The organism is Mucilaginibacter sp. (assembly GCF_041660805.1).
Lineage (GTDB): Bacteria > Bacteroidota > Bacteroidia > Sphingobacteriales > Sphingobacteriaceae > Mucilaginibacter.
On record NZ_JBAZVP010000001.1, the window covers coordinates 501,731 to 522,611 of the forward strand.

Annotated in this window: 16 protein-coding genes; 9 read left to right on the top strand and 7 right to left on the bottom strand. The window is 41.6% G+C overall.

The window, feature by feature from the left end; all coding sequences use genetic code 11:
* Positions 1 to 40 precede the first annotated feature (40 nt).
* From WC743_RS02295 to WC743_RS02320, 6 genes are all read right to left on the bottom strand, one after another.
* Positions 41 to 1,177: an efflux RND transporter periplasmic adaptor subunit gene (locus tag WC743_RS02295; RefSeq protein WP_373010125.1), complete on the bottom strand. Its 1,137-nt coding sequence runs from the start codon at positions 1,175 to 1,177 to the stop codon at positions 41 to 43.
* Positions 1,178 to 1,424: 247 nt separating this feature from the next.
* On the bottom strand, positions 1,425 to 2,033 hold the full coding sequence (locus tag WC743_RS02300; RefSeq protein WP_373010126.1) for a TetR/AcrR family transcriptional regulator: 609 nt from the start codon (positions 2,031 to 2,033) through the stop codon (positions 1,425 to 1,427).
* Between the two features lie 86 nt (positions 2,034 to 2,119).
* On the bottom strand, positions 2,120 to 2,614 hold the full coding sequence (locus WC743_RS02305) for a MarR family winged helix-turn-helix transcriptional regulator (RefSeq protein WP_373010127.1): 495 nt from the start codon (positions 2,612 to 2,614) through the stop codon (positions 2,120 to 2,122).
* A 48-nt stretch (positions 2,615 to 2,662) separates the two neighbouring features.
* Positions 2,663 to 5,230 carry a DUF5686 family protein gene (locus WC743_RS02310; protein WP_373010128.1) on the bottom strand — a complete coding sequence of 856 codons (2,568 nt, stop codon included), beginning with the start codon at positions 5,228 to 5,230 and terminating at the stop codon, positions 2,663 to 2,665.
* Positions 5,231 to 5,246: 16 nt separating this feature from the next.
* Entirely contained in the window at positions 5,247 to 5,600 is a 354-nt protein-coding gene (locus tag WC743_RS02315; protein ID WP_373010129.1) for a hypothetical protein, read from the bottom strand.
* Between the two features lie 865 nt (positions 5,601 to 6,465).
* On the bottom strand, positions 6,466 to 9,036 hold the full coding sequence (locus WC743_RS02320) for a BamA/TamA family outer membrane protein (RefSeq protein ID WP_373010130.1): 2,571 nt from the start codon (positions 9,034 to 9,036) through the stop codon (positions 6,466 to 6,468).
* Between the two features lie 239 nt (positions 9,037 to 9,275).
* Between WC743_RS02320 and WC743_RS02325 the strand changes: the two genes are divergently transcribed.
* The 9 genes from WC743_RS02325 to WC743_RS02365 all read left to right on the top strand — a co-directional run bounded on the left by WC743_RS02325 (position 9,276) and on the right by WC743_RS02365 (position 20,070).
* The gene (locus tag WC743_RS02325) at positions 9,276 to 10,193 is read left to right on the top strand and encodes a ChbG/HpnK family deacetylase (protein WP_373010131.1); all 918 of its coding nucleotides are present in this window, start codon (positions 9,276 to 9,278) and stop codon (positions 10,191 to 10,193) included.
* A 219-nt stretch (positions 10,194 to 10,412) separates the two neighbouring features.
* Positions 10,413 to 11,315, top strand: a complete 903-nt coding sequence (locus tag WC743_RS02330) for a helix-turn-helix domain-containing protein (protein ID WP_373010132.1) — start codon at positions 10,413 to 10,415, stop codon at positions 11,313 to 11,315.
* Between the two features lie 81 nt (positions 11,316 to 11,396).
* The gene (locus tag WC743_RS02335) at positions 11,397 to 12,233 is read left to right on the top strand and encodes an SDR family NAD(P)-dependent oxidoreductase (RefSeq protein WP_373010134.1); all 837 of its coding nucleotides are present in this window, start codon (positions 11,397 to 11,399) and stop codon (positions 12,231 to 12,233) included.
* Between the two features lie 35 nt (positions 12,234 to 12,268).
* Positions 12,269 to 13,105: an oxidoreductase gene (locus WC743_RS02340; protein WP_373010135.1), complete on the top strand. Its 837-nt coding sequence runs from the start codon at positions 12,269 to 12,271 to the stop codon at positions 13,103 to 13,105.
* A gap of 165 nt (positions 13,106 to 13,270) precedes the next feature.
* Positions 13,271 to 14,314: an NAD(P)-dependent alcohol dehydrogenase gene (locus WC743_RS02345; RefSeq protein ID WP_373010136.1), complete on the top strand. Its 1,044-nt coding sequence runs from the start codon at positions 13,271 to 13,273 to the stop codon at positions 14,312 to 14,314.
* Between the two features lie 208 nt (positions 14,315 to 14,522).
* Positions 14,523 to 14,990, top strand: coding sequence for a hypothetical protein (locus WC743_RS02350; RefSeq protein ID WP_373010137.1), 468 nt, complete (start codon positions 14,523 to 14,525; stop codon positions 14,988 to 14,990).
* A 109-nt stretch (positions 14,991 to 15,099) separates the two neighbouring features.
* Positions 15,100 to 15,687, top strand: coding sequence for a C40 family peptidase (locus WC743_RS02355; protein ID WP_373010138.1), 588 nt, complete (start codon positions 15,100 to 15,102; stop codon positions 15,685 to 15,687).
* Positions 15,688 to 15,852: 165 nt separating this feature from the next.
* Positions 15,853 to 18,708 carry a M16 family metallopeptidase gene (locus WC743_RS02360; protein ID WP_373010139.1) on the top strand — a complete coding sequence of 952 codons (2,856 nt, stop codon included), beginning with the start codon at positions 15,853 to 15,855 and terminating at the stop codon, positions 18,706 to 18,708.
* Between the two features lie 255 nt (positions 18,709 to 18,963).
* Positions 18,964 to 20,070, top strand: coding sequence for an acyltransferase family protein (locus tag WC743_RS02365; protein ID WP_373010140.1), 1,107 nt, complete (start codon positions 18,964 to 18,966; stop codon positions 20,068 to 20,070).
* A gap of 99 nt (positions 20,071 to 20,169) precedes the next feature.
* Here the strand turns inward: WC743_RS02365 and WC743_RS02370 are convergent, their stop codons facing one another.
* Positions 20,170 to 20,817 (bottom strand): START domain-containing protein, encoded by a 648-nt coding sequence (locus tag WC743_RS02370; protein ID WP_373010141.1) that lies wholly within the window; start codon positions 20,815 to 20,817, stop codon positions 20,170 to 20,172.
* Between the last annotated feature and the right edge of the window lie 64 nt (positions 20,818 to 20,881).

Consider the following 20,881-nt stretch of genomic DNA (forward strand, 5'->3'; position numbering starts at 1 on the left):
ATTAAAGCCCTCTCCTTTAGGAGAGGGGTGATTGAGTTTTTTAGTTTTTAGCTACGGCGGCAGCTTTATCAACCGCTTTTTGCGGAGATATAACGGCACCTTCCTGCAGGCGGTCCATACCGCTTAGTACAATTTGGTCGCCGACTTTTACACCATCTTTAACCAGGTAGTTCTCGCCGCTTGTACCAACGATAGTAATAGGTAATTTTTTAACCTTGTTGCTATCGGCAAGAGCGTAAACAAATACCTTGTCCTGCATTTCAACAGTGGCTGATTGCGGGATAATTAAAGCATTGGTGTGTTGCAGGCTTAAGCGTACTTTACCCGTGTTACCAGAACGTAGCAAACCATTAGGGTTTGAAAAGCTTGCCCTTATAGTGATAGCGCCGGTATTTTTATCAAACTGACCGTCAATTACATCTATTTTACCTTGTTTGGCATACTCGCTGCCATCGGCTAACAATAAAGCTACAGATGGTAAGTGTTTAAGCTTATCCTTTAAGGTTTCGCCCGGGTATTGTTCTTTAAAGCTTACGAAGTCTTTTTCACCTAATGAAAAGTAAACGTGTACATCGTGCACATCAGATAGTTGGGTTAATGCCTCAACATCCTGCGGTGATACTAAACTTCCTTGTTTTTTAAGTAAACGGCCAATGTAACCGCTAACAGGAGCTTTAATAAGGGTATAACCTACATTGATCTGCGCGGTAGATACATTTGCTTTTGCCGATTCTATATTGGCTTTAGCAACCTGGTATGAAGCTTTCGCTGTTTTTAACTGATAGTCTGATACTACTTTGTTGGCTACAAGCGGGGTTAATTTATCAACTTCAAGTTGTGCGTTGCCTAAAGCAGCTTCGGCAGCGTGTAAGCTGGCTAAAGCGTTGTTTAAAGCAGCGCGGTAAGGTTGTTCGTTTATTTTAAATATAGGCTGGCCTGCATTTACAAAAGCGCCTTCGTCTACAAAAACTTTGTCTAAAGCACCGCTAACCTGCGGGCGAACTTCTACGTTAACTGTTCCTTCAATACTTGCAGGATATTCCTGGTAAGTAGTTTGTGTACCTGACGTTACAGCGGCCACCGGTAATGCTGGTGGGGGAGGTGCCTGTGGTGTTTGCGGCTTTGGTGAGCAGCTGAATAATGATATGGCGATAATCGCTATTAAGATGATTTTCATGATAATTAATTTTGAGTTTGTTGTTGTGATTGCAGCTCTTATGCTGTTTAGATATATTGTTGAGTTGGTAGTTTTCATTAATAGTATTCTTTATGGGTATTAAATATTTAAAGATTGATATTAAAGTGTATTGCCTGAGGCTTGCTAAATGTTACAACATTTAATGTTGTTAACATATTTAACACTGTTAAGTTGCGGAGTGTGGGGTTGTGTTTTCATGGTATATAGAATTATTTGTGAGTATTAGTTATTTATTTGGGGTTATAGACCGGATGATACCGGTAATAGCATCTCTTAATACCTGGCGATTGATCTCGTCTGATGAGCCACGGCTTAATATATTTATTGATATAAGACCATGCACTACCGACCAAAAAGTATAGTACTTGGTGCAGATCACATCCGAGTCCATATCTTTAATTTGCATCAATTCACCTATTGAGGTGCTAAAGTGTTTCCAGGGTATTGAAGCTTCTTCAAGGTTATTGACCATGTCGCAGCAACAGCTGGTAGATACACCAAACATAACCTGATATAATTCCTTATTAGCGAAAGCAAAGTTCCAGTAAGCAAGCCACATTGCCTCCAGCTGATCAGCCGGTGAGGTATATTTGCTTTTAGCTTCCTGCAGATCTTTTGATAGTATCAAAAAGCCTTTGCGGGTTAACTCTAATAAGATTGCCTCTTTATTGGCAAAGTATTCATATATAATAGGGGCTGTGTATTCAATAACATCAGCTATTTTACGCATACTTAAGGCCTGCCATCCTTCTTCCTTAACAATTTGCAGAGCAGCCTCAAGGATATTTATCCTGGTCTCCTCTTTCAATCGTAATATCCTGTCTTTACTGGCCATTTTATTTAGTGCTATTAGATTATTTAACAGTGTTAAGCAAATATACATTACAATGCGAAGCACCGTTTCATCTGATTGTCATTTACTCAATTAATTTCTTTATCCGTTGCCGAATCGGCACTGCAGTTATAAGTTTCATGAAATTTTACAAGCTTTAGCATTACATCTATTGCTATTTCATAATTTTTGGAGCCAACTTCTTTTCTGTATTGGGTTTCCAGCTCGGTAACCTGCCTTTTTAAGTAGTTATAAAACTTAGTGCCTTCTTCGGTTAGGTGCAGCATAACTACACGTGCATCATCTGGGCTTTTTTCGCTTTTAACCATGTTGAGGGCTTCCAGTTCTTTAACTATTTTGCTGGTGGCCTGCTTGGTAACGCTAAGCTTTGCAGCAAGGGCGTTATTTGAAATGCCTGTAGTACCAATACTCATAAACAGGGGCAGGTGCGCGCTGTTAAAACCAGGATGATGTACAACACACAGCTTTTTGCTGCTCCACTCATCAATAAAGCGCTTTAACAGGTAAACCAACTTTGGGGCTACTCTTTTTGGATCTTCTGATACTGGACGAATCTCTGCCATGATACTATACTAACAAATAAAGGTCAACTTGGTTTACGAATATAACCATTAAAAGTCAAACTTAACTAACGTTCTGATACCCCATTCAGGTGCACCCGGATGATCCAGGTAAGTAAAACGTTTAACCAAATCAACACGTAATAATTTAAATATGTTACCAACGCCTACACTACCCTCCATATAAGGTTTTGAACCTAATGAATAAGTTGCGCCACTTGTGCCATTGGCACCCGGGAAACGCAGTAATGATGGGTCATTAGCAGGGTTGTTTTCGCTTCTTACACCGCCCCATAAAGCTTTAAAATCAATAATCTCGCGCAGCTTTAATTTTTTAAGTAACGGAACGCGGTTAAATAAAAAGCCGTTAAAGTTGTGGTCAATTGTTACACTGGCATAGTGGTCACTCACAAACTCCTGAAAGTTCATTAAGTTATATGACTGTAGCTGAAACGCATAAGTTTGGTTGGCGTGGTGAATATCCAATAAAGGGAAAGGCACTTTGCCAAACAGGTATCCGCCTTCTGTGCTTACATCGGTAAAACCTAATTGCGACAGGTAAAAGCGTTTGGTAATGTTAGCGGTTATGTTCTGGTAGTTATAGTCGCCGCCTAATAAGCCTTTAACACCCTGCTGATAGTTTAAGGTAAAAATAGGGTACTTATCAGGTATTGGTGTGCGGTATAATTTACCCTGGTAAAATTTTTCATGCGGGGCCCAGCGTATTTGTGCTGATAGCTCTGTAGTATGAATCTGGTTAACATCGTTTATAGCACCGCTTGGCAACAGGTTCTGGAACTGTAATGCGCCTGCCGGGCTCTGGTTCCATTTTTTAAAGCCTAACGAGTATGATAAGTGGTTAGTAAACTCATGCACATAATCCAAACGGAAGATGTCATTATATAACCAGATGTCGTTATTACCACGTTTAAATGATAACAGGAAGTTGCTTTCCTGAACAAACTGCAGTTCCTGGCCCGGTATTTTGGTATCGTGCTGGAAACTTGCCCTTACATAGTTTTGCGGGAACGAATAAATAGATTTATTGTTAAGCGAGTAAGTGCTGCTTAAAAAATATTTGAATTTTTCATCCTTGGTACCATAGGCGCCATAGGTTTCAAAATAATACCGTTTGCTCAGTGCCGGAGTTGAACGGCCACCAATACGCGGGCGGAAACCTTCTACCGGGTTAAAGCTGTAAAATGTATTTGCAGGGCCAACCTCAAATTTGCCATAATTTTTATACCCGGCTAAAACCAGTGTGGCAATATCCATTGTCTTTTTAAACGATGGGATGGTTTGCAGGCTATCGATATTTTTGTAGATACTGGCTGCTTCCGCGTCTAAAGTATCCGGGCGGCTTTGTGTCCAGTAACGGTCGTCTTTTGTAGCAGAGTTTGATGCAAACACCTGTGCGGGGCCATCATAAGTTTCTTTACCGCGTGGTTTGTTTATCTCAAAGTTATTGATGGTAACCAGGCGTTCGCCATAAACACCGCCGCCTTTGTTCTTATTAATACCAAATTCAATCTTCAGGTCGCTTTGGCTCAGGTGATATTTGCCGTCGTTGTTTTTTTCATAAGAAAGGGTAGCCTGCATCTGCCTTACAAAATTAAGGTTGATGTTTTTGTTAACCGTAAGCTCTGCATTTTGAACAGCATAGTTGCCATCCATAGTAATGTAAATGCGGCCTTCAAACAATAAACCGTTTGTATTGCGTGGCGTAAAGCTCAGCTCAATTAAGTTTGGCTGCTGATCTTTCAGTGTATCGGTAATAAAGAACTTATAAAAATCAGGAGAGTGATCAGCAATAGGGCTAAGCAACTGGTTACTTAATAACGATACATTGTTATCATAGATATTAATATCCTGATACATGCGGTTAAAGTAAGCGGTAAGGCCCTGGTTATCTACAAAGTTTTCATCGTATTTAACCTGTTTGTTAGCCTCAATTACCTGTTTTTTAGCATAAGGCGCTTTGCGGTAATAATTGTCAGACAGTTTTTCTTCTAAATACAAAGGCAATAAGGTTTTACCACCTATAGCGGTTGAATCCTGCTCACGAAATAAAAACTTGTAGTTTTTGAATATGCGTTTGTTTTTAAACTTGTCTGATAAGTTGCTCAACGAGAATATCATGCGCTCGTACTGTTTGTACTCGGCATAGCTGTAATTCTCTAATTGGTTTTGTTTTTTATGAGCAATAACCTGGTGTATCAATTCAACAGCAGGGTTATTTTTGTTAGAATATTTTTTCTTTTTGGCCGATTTTACAACTACCTCGTTAAGGGAATGGTTATCCTCTACCAGGTTAACGTTAATGGTTTGATCTTTTCCCGGCTCAATATCACGAATAACAGTTTTGTAACCAATGAAAGTTACTTTTATCTGTTTGTAGTTACCATTGTTTGTTAAGCTGTATTCGCCCTTAGTATTGGTACTCATGCCTATAGTAGTACCCGCAAATGATACGGTTACAAATGGCATTACTTCTTTTCTTTTTGCATCGGTAACAACACCCTTAATTACGGGGCTTTGTGCAAATGCAGCAAGTGAAAAGGGCAGTAGCAGTATTAATATGATGCTTTTTTTATAAAGCGTATGGAGTAGGGTTTTCATTATGTAATTGTGAGATTTAGAAACAAGGTTGATTGAGTTGGTGACAAGGTGTAACCATTGACTGCTTTTTAGTTAATGGTTTTACAAATTGCTGTATTGCTTTTGCTGATGATGATGCAAAGCTGCGAACGCTTAGTGTTAAAAATTCCATGTCAATATTAGGGCCTAAAAAATTTTGTTTTAAGCCTTCTCCCACAACATCAACAATTGTTTTAAACAGGCGGGGCTGGGTAGTTGCGGTTGATGTAACCGGCATCCCTGCCTTATCTGCAAAAGGGTTTTGAGTGATGGTAAATTGTGAAATATTATCATCAGCCACTCCTGTTGAGAATGCGGTTGAATTTTGCTGAGATAAGTATATTGTTTCCATGTCTTTTTTAAATAACACTGCAAATGTAAACCGAGTTGACGATATTAGTCAACTAAATTTACTATTTAACTTATTTATGACATAAAAATGAAACTACTGATAGTTGAAAAGATTGCCATGACAATTGAGGCCCTAAAACCGCTTGTTTATAGCTGATTTGCGATAAAATTGCAAAGTGTAATAAATACACTGAAAAGCAAATTTTTTGATAAAAAAATTAACTTGAACGGAATTTTTAAAACAAGTATTTAATTTTTTTTTGTTGCCAAAATGTTTTATACCGGGGTTGAATAGCGGTCATTTTTACCGGCTTTATCTGAAAATATGAATAGGACTATTGGGGCAAAAGTCCAAAAGCAAAATTTTATTACGCCATGTGTTAAATTGCCGGGGTAATGATTTGCTAAGGTATGTTTGAACAGAATTGTTAGTTCTTGTTGTTTTCAACAAGTGTGCGAATATCTAAAGGCATGGCGGCTTATTGGTGACAACACCAACAAGGGCGAAGTGTGCGAATATCTAAAGGCATGGCGGCTTGCTGGTGACAACACCAACAAGGGCGCGAAAGGTGTTCGGAAGATTTGATTTACGCCAAGACTCCTTCCTTGGGGAAGGGTGCGGCTGCCTGTGAAGTGGCGGGTAGGGGTTATTTACGCCAATATCTATCTCACAAACCCCTCCCTGCACCCTCCCGTTGGGAGGGAATCGCACAATCCGCCGCTTCTTTTTAATCTTCAGAACACCTATATTGTTGTCACCAACAAGCCGTAGGACTCCCTCGCCGGTTCAAATGCCGACACTTATGCCAATTATTCTCCAGGACGCCTGAAGGGGCGGCAGATCAATAAAAAACTCTATTAAACCATCAAATTCTGAAGTTGAGTGATATGTATGGATACCAGCCTTCGTTGGAGTGGCCGGCCAGCACTTGTAAAATGGTTAGGCTGGCTGGCGAAAAATAGAATCCACCGCCTACTCCCTGGTGCCAGGTGCTGGAGGTTTCGCCATCGGCCCAAACACGGCCGGCATCATAAAACCCGCTTAAACCCAATTGGCCCGGAATAATATAACTTGCAATATTAAACAGTTTTACCCTGCCTTGCAGGTTGTTATATACCATATGCTTACCCGCGAAACGGTTTTGCAGGTAGCCCAGCAAATTGCCTTGCCCGCCTAAAAACATTGATTGATAGAATGCTTGTTTACCTATGGTTATACCACCGCCCACACGATCTGATAATACAATGGTGCCGCTTGAATTAAGTTTCTGGTAAAAGGTAAACTCCGGCCTTAGCTGCATAAATGATTTAGAGTAGCCATTTAAACCGTTATAACCCTCTAAACTAACGTTTATATAATAACCGCCTACAGGCAGTAATTGCCCTTTGCGCTGGTTGCTATTAAAGTTAACCACAAAACCCAGGTGGGCTTTATCTTTATCAACCGTTAGGCTATCATATGAACCAATTTGCGAGGTGTTGTTAATGAACCGGCCAACGTTATCTTTCAGGTCAAGGTGATAGAACTGTAATGACGGGCCCGCGCTTATGGTGCTGCTTGTGCCGGTATGCCAGCGCAGGGCCGGGTCAAACTCATAGGTATCAAACCGGGTACGATAAAACCTGCGATAGTTGGATTGCTGCTTGTTGATAGGTGTTTCGTCTCCTAAACCAAAAAAGTTGAGCGTATTATCAGGCGCCTGTATAAAAACCTGCAACAGGAAATCGGCCTTGCCTATGGCTTGTATCCACTCACCATTATACTTTATGCGGAATGCATCAGTGCCAAAAGAATGGGTTACAAGCACCTGTTGTGTGCTGGAGTATGGCAGCTTACGGAAACCGTCCTTTTTGGTATATTTAAAACCCAGTCCCAATAAAAAGCCGTCATCCGCATTAATAGCAGCGGTTGCCAGTGGCATCCATATGTTGTATGGGTTGGTTTGTACAAAGCGTGTGTTTAAGGTATCAGCAGAAATATGCGTGTTCAGCTTGTCTGTTTTCCCTTCAAATTTGGTATCCTTTGTATCGTAAACCCGCACCTTGTTCTTTGAATCAACAACATTATAAACGTTGCTTCCGTCGCCGCCAATTACCCTTAATTTAATAGGGGAAGCGGGAGTGTTAATTACGATATGGTCATCTCCGCCGGAGGAGTATAATCTTATTTCTTTAGTGATATCGGGGTTATAGGTCATGGAGAACACGGTGTCTCCGGGCTTTTCATTTTTATACTTATTTACTAAAACATGCATGCCGCCGTTTGGCGCATCTGATAGGGTTATATACTCATCTTTATCAGTAGTACGTATATCTGTCAGCCTGTAAATAAAACGATAAAAATCGCCCATAACTTTGGGGATCTGATTGCGGCGCTGTTTTAATTTATTCAGCAGCTCGGTATGCCGGGTTGCATAAACTTCTTTAGGTAACTGGCGCAGGCCTTCTTCTAATACCGCATCGGTTTCGGCGGCTACAAATTCATTGGCAATTTTCATCCATTGGTCATAGCTCATCTGCGCATCAGGCAGGGCATTAACAAAACGGGTTTTAGCCAGCCAATACTTAGCATCAGGGATATCTGCCCTAAAATCGCCCAGTAAGGGGTTTATAAAAGGCAGGGCGGCAATGTCAGGAAATATGCCTTCTTCCAAATGGAAGGCCTGGTCGCGGTCACGTGGTACGGCGGTGTACAACTTGTTATCTTTACCCAGTTTTTTTTCGGCCCAGCGCCATTGGTCCTCGTGGCGGTCCCAGTCGCCAATCAGCAAGTCCAGCATCCGGGCACGTAAAAAAGCCTTCCCATCAAACCGGTTATCGTAACTTTTTACAACACTGCCTAATACTTTAAAGGTATTATCAGATTCGCCTATGGGTTCGCGTTCTTCCAGCAGGCATACAGTGCCTGCAAATATTTTTCTGTATTCGCCCAGCGCTTCATCATCAGCAACCACCCCAATTACCGGGTGGGCGTGGGGTACGCCAGCGGCATCTGCCAAAGGCGGCACAACCAATGCCGAATAGGGGTGCTGGCCGCTTAGTGCATCATTGATCCAATCAACCGCGAAGGTGCCCTGCAGGTTCTCGGGCAATAACTTATCAGGTGTTTTTTCAACGCTGCGCAGTACCCATTCCTTGCCGCTTTTATCGGCCAGGCGCAGTGATTTTGATTGCATACCACCGCCTTCCTTTACAGGGATTAGGCCGCCGTAAAGCGCGGATATTTTTATGATAGGCAACTTAACCGCCGTGGCCCATTCCTTACGATAGTTTTCGCCAAAGAGCCAGCGGTGGATCCCGCTAACATTATTATATGATGGGTGTACTTTAATTATAGTACTATCAGGCAGGTTGGCTTTAACAAAAGGTTTCTCCTGTGCAAAAGCCGACAGACCCGCACAAACAACTAATAAGGTGGTAGGTAGATTTTTAAGCATTGTATAAGGGGTTTAACAAATTTCCGTTTTAAAAACCATTTGGTGGCTTAATGCGATACACAAACAGCGCACAAATTGCAATTATTATGACATTATTATAAGTGTAAAGATAAATGTTTAGTTGCTAAATGCCTGATAGTTTAAAAATCAATTGTTTGTTAAGGGATTTTTATAAATTACAGCGGTAAAGCGCATATCCCCAGCTTACTCCAATATTTGCCATATAAATTATTAATATTATGAAAGGATTTTTCTGCACGTTATTATTGTTAACTGTTTGTACTTATATACCTGCAAGGGCGCAGCAAAACGGCAAACTGCCACAACTGCTTTTAAGGCTTGATGATATAGGGATGAACCATTCTGTTAATATGGCTGCCGAACAAGTGGCAAAAACGGGGATACCTTTTTCGGCTTCGGTACAGTTTGCAACGCCATGGTACCAGGAAGCGGTTGAAATATTGAAAAAATATCCGCAGGTGAGCGTAGGTGTGCATTTAACCCTCACATCAGAGTGGAAAAATTACCGATGGGGGCCGGTAACCGGCCGTAGCGCTGTACCCAGTTTAGTAGATAGTGTTGGTTATTTTCGCCAGTCTACCGGTGCTTTTGCCAAAGGCGGATATAAGATGGAGGAAGTAGAAACAGAACTCTCGGCACAGATAGAGCGGGCTTTAAGATCCGGGTTAAAAATCACTTACATTGATCCGCATATGGGCGTGGCCTTATCAACCCCGGCAATGCGCGCCCTTACAGAAAAGCTTGCCCGCAAATATAAACTCGCCATATCCACATTAAGTGAGGTTACCTACTATGGCGAAACTTATATGGAAATGTGGGGTGAACCCGTTGCTACCAAAAAATCGGCGTTTTTAGCATATGTAAGCAATAAGCTAAGTACAACCCGGCCAAACATGGTAGTGATACATGTTGCGCAAATGGGGCCCGAAATGGATGCCCTGTTTGATATGAACAGCAGCATGATGAACACCAAAGAAGGCAAACCGTTAACCAGCCTGCACCGCCAAACCGAACTGAACATGCTGCTATCGCCGGAGTTTAAGGCTTTGGTGGGGAAAAAGTTCCGGCTGATCAATTATGATCAATTACTGGCAGGGAAAGATATAAGTATTTTAAAGGCGTCTGATAATAAATAAGGTAGGGCAGAACGTCTGCCTGAAACCTCCCCGGAGGTTGATCCACCAGGTTATGCCGGATTTATTCCGGCATTTTTTATGCTGTAAGGTTAATATCTGTGTCATTTTATTACATAAATACCTGCCATTTTCTCATAATGCCGCCAATTTTTGATCTTTTTTCGTATCATTTCATATTTTTTTTCATTTGAAATAGTTTGAATTATATAACTTTGAATTATGGCAACTGTAGAAACACTTGAAGAATTTTATAAGCAAAAGCTAAACTGGCTACCAGATAACCTTGGGCAGGACATTGGTCATTTCAACGTTTTCAGGCTGGAGGATTGTTATCAGCCTAATGCTACTCCGGTAAAATATAGCCGCCGTGATTTTTATAAGATCAGCCTTACCCATGGTAAGAATATAGTTCATTATGCCGATAAAAGTTTAGAGACCGATGGCCCTACGCTTATATTTTATAACCCAAATGTGCCGTATACTGTTCAGCATCAAGATGATAATCACCAGGGGTTCTTCTGTATCTATAAGGAATCGTTTTTTACAGATATGCTTAGGAATAATATTCATAACCTGCCTATGTTTGCACCGGGTGGCAAGCCATCATACATATTAACCGGCGAACAGGATGTATATGTAAGCCAGGTTTTTGAAAAAATGCTGGGTGAGATCAACTCCGAGTACAGGTTTAAGTATGACCTGCTGCGCAACTACGTTACCGAACTGATCCACTATGCTTTAAAGATCCAGCCATCAGAAATACTATACCAGCACCCCGATGCCAATTCGCGCATCACCTCTATATTTACCGAATTGCTGGAGCGCCAGTTCCCTATAGAAACGCCCGCGCAACGGTTCAGCCTCCGCTCGGCTAAAGACTTTGCCGATCAGTTATCGGTACACGTAAACCACCTGAACAGGGCTATACGCCAAACCACCGGTAAAACTACCACTACTCATATTTTTGAAAGATTAACCAGCGAAGCTAAGGCCCTCCTCAGGCATACCAACTGGAACGTTGCCGAAATTAGCTACAGCCTGGGCTTTGAAGAACCCGCGCATTTCAACAACTTTTTCAAAAAACAAACCAGTACAACACCATCTGCATACCGGGTTGTTTGAATTTTGCAATAATTGGTTTGAATGATGTAAACCTAAAATCCAATAGCCGCCGTAATTTTGTTTTATCAAAACAACAAGATTATGGAAAAGAAAACATGGTTTATAACAGGTGCTTCAAAAGGGTTTGGGCTTAGCCTGGTAAAGCAATTATTAGCTGCCGGGCAAAATGTTGCTGCTACCTCACGCAACTTAGCCGAACTTGTAAAGGCAGTAGGCTCAGTAGCTGATAACTTTTTACCCATAGAAGTTGAACTTGGAAATGAAGATAGCGTAGGCTGTGCCCTCCACAAAACATACAATGCTTTTAAACAAATAGATGTTGTAATAAATAACGCAGGCTACGGTATTGGCGGCAGCATTGAGGAACTTACCGATAAAGAAACCCGCGACAATTTTGAAGTAAATGTATTTGGTACATTAAACGTTATCCGTATGGTAATGCCTTACCTGCGTGCACAGCAATCGGGTCATATTATTAATATTTCATCAATCGCCGGTATTGCGCCTGCAACAGGATGGGCCATATATGCCGCCACAAAATTTTCGGTTGTTGGCCTTTCTGAGGTTTTGGCCGAGGATGTAAAAGCTTTTGGTGTAAAGGTTACCGTTGTAGCCCCGGGCGCTTTCCGCACTAATTTTTTAACCCCCGAATCATTAACTATTGCCAAACATCCTATTAATGCTTACCAGGATGTAAGGTCGTCTCATGCCAGGTTTTTGAAAATGGACGGGCATCAGGCGGGTGATCCTGAAAAAGCAGCGGCAGCTATTATTGAAGTTGCAGGCGAAGAAAACCCACCATTATACCTGTTACTGGGTGATGATGCTTATGACAGGGCAATGCAAAAGCTTGACAAGTTGGAAAGGGAATTTCAACTAAGTGAGGAACTATCCCGCTCAATGGCTTATAGCGCATAATTTATTTTTTAATCTACTTAAAAACACAATAAAAAATGGACACTCAAAAAGTATGGTTTGTAACCGGTGCATCTAAGGGTTTAGGGCTTACACTGGTTAAACAATTATTAAGCAAAGGCTATAAAGTAGCCGCCACATCACGCAATATAAATGATCTGACAGACGCCGCAGGCACATCAGATAACCTTTTACCGCTTGCTGTAAATATTAAAGATGAAGGCAGCGTTAAAGATGCCATTAACAAAACAGTAAGCCACTTTGGCCATATTGATGTTGTGGTTAATAACGCGGGTTACGGTTTAACCGGCAGCCTTGAAGAATTAAGCGACCAGGAAGCACGTGATAACTTTGATATTAACGTGTTTGGGTCATTAAATGTAATACGTGCAGCAATGCCATATTTGCGCGAACAAAGATCAGGGCATATATTTAATATCTCATCAATAGGTGGTTTTACAGGTAGTTTTCCTGGCTTTGGTATTTATTGCGCTACTAAATTTGCGGTACAGGGCTTAACCGAATCATTAGCTGCGGAAATTAAAGCGTTTGGTGTAAAAGCAACCGTTGTTTCGCCCGGTTATTTCCGCACCAATTTCCTGGCACCCGATTCATTGAATGTACCTAAGAACGAAATTCAGGATTACAAAGATGTACGCGAAGTGCAGGCTGCCCACCAGAATGAGATTAATGGTAACCAGGCCGGCGACCCTGAAAAAGGAGTTGCAGCGATTATTCAAGTTGCTGAATCGGCAGAAGCACCCCTGCATTTATTTTTAGGTCAGGATGCATATGACCTGGCTTATCAGAAAATGGATGCTGTAAAACAAGATCTGGAAAACTGGAAAGAATTAATTACTTCAACAGGTTTTTAATAACCTCATATCACCTGCCTGATCAGCCCCGCGTTTCTTTTGAAATTAACCGGGAATTGATAGATGCAGATTGAGGCTATTTTTTTAATTAGTAAAACACCGATGTAAAACGGGGGTTTTATGAATGTATATTTGTTTAAACGAAAACAACTCAAAACAATTAATATGATACAAGCTAAAGGATACGCGGCACAGGATGCCCAAACAGATCTTGCACCATGGGATTTTCAACGCAGGGAAGTTGGGCCGCATGATGTGCAATTTGATATTCAATTTTGCGGTGTTTGCCACTCTGATCTTCACCAGATCAAGAATGATTGGTTCCCCGGAATATTCCCGATGGTACCCGGCCATGAAATTGTTGGCCGTGTAATTAAAGTGGGCGATCATGTAACTAAATTTAAAGTGGGCGACCTTGCCGGAACAGGCTGTATGGTTGATTCATGCCAGGTTTGCGAAAACTGTAAACAGGATCTGGAGCAATACTGCTTAGAAGGCAGCACACAAACCTATAATAGCATGGAGCGTGACGGATCGTCACCTACGTACGGCGGTTACAGTAATACTATTGTGGTTAGGGAAGAATTTGTGCTGCACATATCAGACAAATTAAACCTTGCAGCCGTTGCGCCTTTATTATGCGCAGGTATTACCACTTATTCGCCTTTAAGGCATTGGAAAGTAGGCAAGGGACATAAGCTGGCTGTATTAGGCTTAGGCGGATTAGGCCACATGGGCGTTAAATTTGGAGTAGCTTTTGGTGCCGAAGTTACTGTATTAAGTACTTCACCTAAAAAGGAAGAGGATGCTAAAAAACTGGGTGCCCATCATTTTGTGGTAACTACAGACGAAGCACAGGTAAAAGCCGCGATGGGTACCTTTGATTTTATTTTAGATACCGTATCTGCCGAGCACGATTTTAATATGTATCTAAGCCTGTTAAGAACCAACGGAACAATGATTTGCGTAGGCGTACCGCCTAAACCGGCAGAAGTAGCCGCATTTAGTTTACTTGCAGGCCGTAAAAGTTTAGCAGGATCGGGCATTGGCGGTATTGCCGAAACTCAGGAAATGCTTGATTTTTGTGCCGAAAATAACATTGTTTCAGATATTGAAATGATTGATATTAAGGATATTACCGCCGCTTACAAGCGTATGGAAAAAGGCGATGTACGTTACCGGTTTGTAATTGATATGGCTACATTGTAAGTATATCAATTTAATTCATAGAAACTAATCTCTGTGACCTTTGTGGCTTCTTAGTGTTCTTTGTGGTTAATTTACCACATGTCATAAAGAGGGAAACTCAAAGAGGCACAGAGATTTTTTATTTACCGCCAGTACTCATTGGTTAATAATTAAAATGAATGTTATTTCCTAACAATTATGCATATTTACATAACCTAAACTGTAAGTAATGCCCGGAAGAAAACCTGCCAATCCTTTAGTTGTTATTTTAATCGCATCACTTATTGCCGGCACATTAGATGGTTTGGCGGCAATATTTATATTAGCTAAAGGGGAGGCTGCCCTTGTATTTAAATACATAGCCAGTGCAATCTATGGAAAAGCAGCTTTTGCCGGGGGAGTAGGCATGGTTTATACAGGTATTGTTTTTCATTATTTAATAGCCACCTGCTTTACTATCCTGTTTTTTATAATGTATGGCTTTATACCCCTTGTAAGAAAAAGTCTTTACTTAGTTACTGTACTTTACGGCGTGTTTATTTGGGTGGTTATGAATTTACTGGTACTCCCAATAACACAGATCAAGAATATAATAACGTTAGAAGGAGCGTTGAAAAATATTTTGATACTGATAATTTGCGTTGCCTTACCAATTGTTTTAATCAGTTATAGGTATGAACGGTTGAAAGTAAAATAATACCGGTATTAACACACCTTTACCAGTTGGCTACTCGTTAAATGCAACAGACATTCCGTCTTCTGCTACATCACAAAAACTTAAAACTGAATAAGATGTAGTGTTATATATGCGCTATGTTCCCGTAATTTTAGTTTTAGCCGGTATCTTAATTTCATGTACCGATTCCCGTAAACCTGCTTATGTTATCACCAGGACAGGTGATACCATTATAGTAGCAAAGCAAGATACCTTGCCGCCACCGGCACCAGACAGCGCCGGCTATTTTACCAAAATTTCTACAGGGAGCACCACCCCGGAGGAACTGGTCGCGTTTGCTAACACCTTGAAAGGCATCCCTTACAAATACGCATCTGCCGACCCTTTCGAAGGCTTTGATTGCTCGGGCTTTATCACATTTGTATTTAATCATTTTGGGATAGCCGTACCGAGGCGTTCTGTAGACTTTACTTACATGAACAAGCAGATAAACCTGCCCGATGCCGAAACCGGCGACCTGATACTATTTACCGGGACTGACAGTACAGAAAGAGTTGTAGGCCACATGGGGATTATCATAGCTTCGCCCGGTAAGCCATTATCATTTATCCATTCCACATCCGGCAAAGCGGCCGGTGTAACCGAAACCCCTTTTAATAATTATTACAAAGGGCGGTACATGAAAACGATCAGGATATTCCGGCAAAATGGTAGATAGAGGTAACAGCATGAGCGGGTAACTAAGCTTATAGTCACAAATTCGTTACACTGCGCCAAATCAATTTTAAAGACTATCAACTAAACCTGTAAAATTCTTAATATTATGTTTTCCTATCTATGAATTCATAGAGGAGCCTTATTACTTAAACTAATATTAAAATAAATGATTAAATCTTTAAAAAGTGCATTACTGGTACCTTCAGTAGTGTTTATGGCGCTAACTGCCACTGCCCAAACGGCTGTACAGCCTAAATTGGTAGAGAAGGTTACCCGCAAAGGTACAGAGCTTGTAATCCCGTATGAGAAGTATGTGCTTCCAAACGGCTTAACCGTTATCCTGGCAGAAGACCATTCAGACCCGTTGGTTCATGTGGATGTTACTTATCACGTAGGTTCTGCCCGTGAAGAAATTGGCAAATCGGGTTTTGCCCACTTTTTTGAGCACATGATGTTCCAGGGATCTGACCATGTTGCCAATGGCGATCACTTTAAAATTATTACAGAAGCAGGTGGTACCCTAAACGGATCAACCAATCGCGACCGTACCAACTATTATGAAACTGTACCGGCTAATCAGCTCGAAAAAATGCTTTGGCTGGAGTCTGACAGGATGGGCTTTTTGCTTGATGCCGTTACACAACAAAAATTTGAAGTGCAGCGTGCAACCGTTAAGAACGAACGCGGGCAGAACTACGATAACAGGCCTTACGGCTTAGCCGGCGAATACACTTCTAAAAATTTATATCCCTATGGCCACCCTTACTCATGGTTAACCATTGGTTATATTGAGGAGTTGAACAAGGTAGGTGTTAATGATCTTAAAAACTTTTTCCTGAGATGGTATGGCCCTAACAATGCTACCATAACCATTGGCGGCGACCTAAATGCTAAACAAACTCTGGCATGGGTGCAAAAATATTTTGGCAGCATACCACGCGGCCCGGTTGTTAAAAACATGACTTTACCGGCACCTGTTTTAACTGCAGACCGTTATGTTTCTTATACTGATAACTACGCTAAATTGCCATTGTTATCCATCACCTACCCGGGTGTGAAAATTTACGACAAAGATATGTCGCCGTTAGATGCATTGTCAGAGATTATTGGGCAGGGCAGAAACTCTATCTTCTACAAAAACTTTGTTAAAACCCGTAAAGCTGCACAAGCTTCAATGAGTTCGTCAAATGCAGAACTGGCAGGTGAGATCAGCATCCGTGTGGTTCCTTTCCCTGGTCAAACAGTGGCCGATGCAAAGAAACTGGTAGATGAATCATTTGCTGAATTTGAAAAAACAGGTATCAGCGATGACGCATTGGTACGCTTTAAAGCAAGTGCCGAAGCAAATTATATTAATGGCTTATCAAGCGTAAGCGGTAAAGTGTCTGCACTGGCCCAGGCGCAGTATATGACAGGTAACCCAAATCAGATAGGCCGCGAACTGGCAGACATCCGTGCGGTAACCAAGGCTGATATTATGCGTGTGTACAACCAGTATATTAAAGGTAAGCCGGCTGTTATATTAAGCGTATTACCTAAAGGCGGCACTTTACAACCGGTTGCTGCCGATAACTATACCGTAAACACAACTGGTTATAAAGCACCTGATTATGGTTATAACGGACTTACCTACAAAAAAGCGACAGACAATTTTGACCGCACCCCAAAACCTGGTATTGGAGTAAACCCGGCTATAAAAGTCCCTGCTATATGGACAGCTACCACATCAAACGGCATAAAAATGATTGGTACGCAAAACAGCGAAATCCCGTCGGTATCAATATCTATATCAATTAAAGGAGGTGGTTTATATGCTGTAGCTAATCCTGCAAAAGCTGGCCTGGCCGGTATAGTTGGCCGTATGATGAACGAGGATACAAAAACCTACACAAGCGAGCAATTTACATCTGAGCTGGATAAACTGGGTAGCAACATCAGCGTGTTTGGCGGCAGCGAAGACATGATAATCAGCGTATCATCATTAACCAAAAACCTGCCTAAAACAATGACCTTGTTGCAAGAAAGGTTGCTGAGCCCTAAGTTTACACAAGATGCTTTGGATCGTATCAAGAAACAAACCATTGAAGGGCTTAAGCAAGCTAAAACACAGCCTGCTGGTGTAGCATCAACCGTGTATAGCAAAATACTTTACGGAACTGATAACGTACGCACTTATGCAACAGGCGGTAACGAAGAAACGGTAGCAAACATAACCCTGCAGGATGTTCAGGATTATTATGATAATTACTTTTCTCCGTCGGCAACCCGGATAGTTGTTGTGGGCGATGTTAATGAAGGTACGGTTAGGGGCAACCTGGCTTTCTTAAACACATGGAAAGATAAAAAAGTAACTATTCCAACCCCGGCAGAAGGTAAAATGTTTGATAAAACCACTTTGTACCTGGTTGATATCCCGGGCGCTGCACAGTCAGAGATCCGGATTGGTTATTTAGATAAGCTTAACTATGATGCAACTGGCGATTATTACAAATTGGGTATTGCCAACTACATTTTAGGCGGTGCGTTTAACAGCCACATTAACCTTAATCTTCGTGAGAAAAAAGGGTGGACCTATGGTGCACGTTCAGGCTTTAGCTCCGGCAAGAACGGCGGCGATTTTACTGCTTCTGCAGGTGTGTTAGCAACTGCTACAGATAGCTCTGTTGTTGAATTTATTAAAGAGATCCGCGATTATCAAAAAAGCGGTATCACACCTGATGAGCTAAAATTCACCCAAACCTCAATAGGCCAGAGTGATGCCCGCAGGTATGAAACCAACGGACAAAAAGCGGCATTTTTATCACGTATATTAGAATATGATCTTAAACCGACTTATGTTGATGAACAAAGCAGGATCTTATCAACCATTGCCCCGGCAGAGATAAACCAATTGGCTAATAAATACCTGAATACCGATAATATGGTGATACTGGTTGTTGGTGATAAGGCAAGAATATTGCCCGGCCTGCAAAAATTAGGTTACCCTATTACTGAGTTAGACAGCGACGGTAAAGCAAAATAATAAGCTTGCCGGTATTAAATATAAAATAAAGAGGCTGTCTCATAAGGGCAGCCTCTTTTTATGTGATCCCATTTGGACAACTTACGCATCAATTTCCTGACTATATGCCATTATATAAGAACTGACTTCAATTGCCCTAAAAGAGCGATACGAATATTTTTACTTGTTTGCGGTCTGGCGCTATCCAACTGGGCACCTATGCATTTTTTTTATAATTTGCGCCGGTTTTCATAGTCTGTATATCCAATTTTATTAATGAACAATAATGAGCTGGCCACCAAGCCACACTACCCCATATTAGACGGTCTTCGCGGTGTCGCAGCCATAATCGTTGTAACATTTCACCTAACCGAGCCATTAGGAACCGGGCACCTGGATATACTGGTCAATCACGGTTACCTGGCTGTCGACTTTTTCTATTTATTATCAGGTTTCGTGATCGGCTATGCTTATGACGACCGCTGGCATAAAATGACCGTCGGCAGTTTTTTCAAACGCCGTATCGAACGTCTTCAACCAATGGTGGTTTTGGGTATGACCCTCGGCGCTCTCGGATTCTATTTTACGGATTCTACGCTATGGCCGCTCATTCATACTATTCCTGTTTGGAAGATGCTGTTGGTGATGCTGATCGGTTACACTATCCTTCCTGTACCATTATCGCTTGATATACGTGGCTGGCAAGAGATGCACCCGCTGAATAGCGTGGGATGGTCATTGTTCTTTGAATACATTGCCAACATTCTTTATGCTGTCTGGATCAGGAAATTCTCCAAAACAGCATTAAGTATCCTGGTAGGCATAGCCGCTGTTGCACTCGCACACCTGGCAATCACAAACGGCGACGTAAGTGGTGGCTGGACACTGAATGTAGAACAGGTACGCATTGGGCTAACCCGTACCATGTACCCTTTCTTTGCCGGTCTGTTACTTTCACGTATAGCAAAACCAACTCAAATTAAAAACGCCTTTTTATGGTGCAGCCTTTTAGTAGCTATTGTACTTTATATGCCGCGCATTGGCGGCGCTGAGCACGTTTGGATGAACGGGATCTATGAATCTGTTTGTATTATCATCGTTTTCCCGCTTATAGTATACCTTGGCGCCAGCGGCGTGATGCAAACCCAAAGAGAGAACAGGATATGCAAATTCTTAGGCGATATATCCTATCCACTTTACCTGGTACATTACCCGCTGGTTTATTTTTACGTTGCCTGGATCAGCAACAATAAAGGCATAACGATTGCACAGGCGTGGCCTTACGCGTTACTTATTTTAACAGGCGGTATAGTTTTGGCCTATGCCACATTGAAATGGTATGATGAGCCGGTTCGCAAATGGTTGCGGAAAAAGCTTGCGTAGAACATCAAATCCTTTCGGAACATCGAACCTTATTTTGACCAGGACAGGCAGAGGCCATCCCTTTCGGGACAGCCTCTTTATTTTGTGTTAAATAATAACTTAATTTTTTATGAACGGGAGGGAGGCATTCTTGTATTCGGGTTTTTTAAGCTGAAGCTTTAGGGCCTTAAAGCTTTGTATTGGCCCCTCTGATGATACCAGGTTAACTACCCAGGCAGGTATGCTGCCTGCAGGGTCAACAGATAAAGTGTATTCTACTTTTATCTCATTATCTTTTAATGGTGATATGATCCATTTTCCTTTGGAGTTTGCTATCCTTACAATACCTTCTTTAATGGGCACCATACCGGCTACAGCAGGGCCATCAACTGTTACCACTTTGGTAACCGCATTCTGTGATGCCGTTAGGTGGGCCACAAAGTCGCGGTTTTTAACGGGCCATGGTAAGCTAACTTCAGAATAATAATAAAGCTCTGCCGGCGACACCTGTTTGAGCATTGTACATGATTTGGTATGATACACCCATTCTGTACAGGTTTTTACATCAAGCAATACCGTAACCATTTGCGATAAGTTTGCCTGAAAATTACACTCCACCCGTAAAGCTTTAACTTTTGAATCGGGTACGGGGCTTGTAAAAACCTTAATTCCGTCATGGTCACTTTTTAGTGTCCAGTTGGGTTGTGCAAAAACGTTTACAGTAGAAATACTGAACAGGAGTAAAAAGGCCAATATTTTAGTATGCATGAAAGTACAATTATGCGGCAAAAATAAATATTCAACTTTTGCCAGATGTCATCACTGCACCATA

Coding starts and splice junctions, on each gene's coding strand:
- WC743_RS02345 (WP_373010136.1), top strand. CDS start 13,271: ATGATACAAGCTAAAGGATACGCGGCACAGGATGCCCAAACAGATCTT.
- WC743_RS02305 (WP_373010127.1), bottom strand. CDS start 2,614: ATGGCAGAGATTCGTCCAGTATCAGAAGATCCAAAAAGAGTAGCCCCA.
- WC743_RS02295 (WP_373010125.1), bottom strand. CDS start 1,177: ATGAAAATCATCTTAATAGCGATTATCGCCATATCATTATTCAGCTGC.
- WC743_RS02320 (WP_373010130.1), bottom strand. CDS start 9,036: ATGCTTAAAAATCTACCTACCACCTTATTAGTTGTTTGTGCGGGTCTG.
- WC743_RS02315 (WP_373010129.1), bottom strand. CDS start 5,600: ATGGAAACAATATACTTATCTCAGCAAAATTCAACCGCATTCTCAACA.
- WC743_RS02340 (WP_373010135.1), top strand. CDS start 12,269: ATGGACACTCAAAAAGTATGGTTTGTAACCGGTGCATCTAAGGGTTTA.
- WC743_RS02365 (WP_373010140.1), top strand. CDS start 18,964: ATGAACAATAATGAGCTGGCCACCAAGCCACACTACCCCATATTAGAC.
- WC743_RS02370 (WP_373010141.1), bottom strand. CDS start 20,817: ATGCATACTAAAATATTGGCCTTTTTACTCCTGTTCAGTATTTCTACT.
- WC743_RS02355 (WP_373010138.1), top strand. CDS start 15,100: ATGCGCTATGTTCCCGTAATTTTAGTTTTAGCCGGTATCTTAATTTCA.
- WC743_RS02330 (WP_373010132.1), top strand. CDS start 10,413: ATGGCAACTGTAGAAACACTTGAAGAATTTTATAAGCAAAAGCTAAAC.
- WC743_RS02325 (WP_373010131.1), top strand. CDS start 9,276: ATGAAAGGATTTTTCTGCACGTTATTATTGTTAACTGTTTGTACTTAT.
- WC743_RS02350 (WP_373010137.1), top strand. CDS start 14,523: ATGCCCGGAAGAAAACCTGCCAATCCTTTAGTTGTTATTTTAATCGCA.
- WC743_RS02300 (WP_373010126.1), bottom strand. CDS start 2,033: ATGGCCAGTAAAGACAGGATATTACGATTGAAAGAGGAGACCAGGATA.
- WC743_RS02335 (WP_373010134.1), top strand. CDS start 11,397: ATGGAAAAGAAAACATGGTTTATAACAGGTGCTTCAAAAGGGTTTGGG.
- WC743_RS02310 (WP_373010128.1), bottom strand. CDS start 5,230: ATGAAAACCCTACTCCATACGCTTTATAAAAAAAGCATCATATTAATA.
- WC743_RS02360 (WP_373010139.1), top strand. CDS start 15,853: ATGATTAAATCTTTAAAAAGTGCATTACTGGTACCTTCAGTAGTGTTT.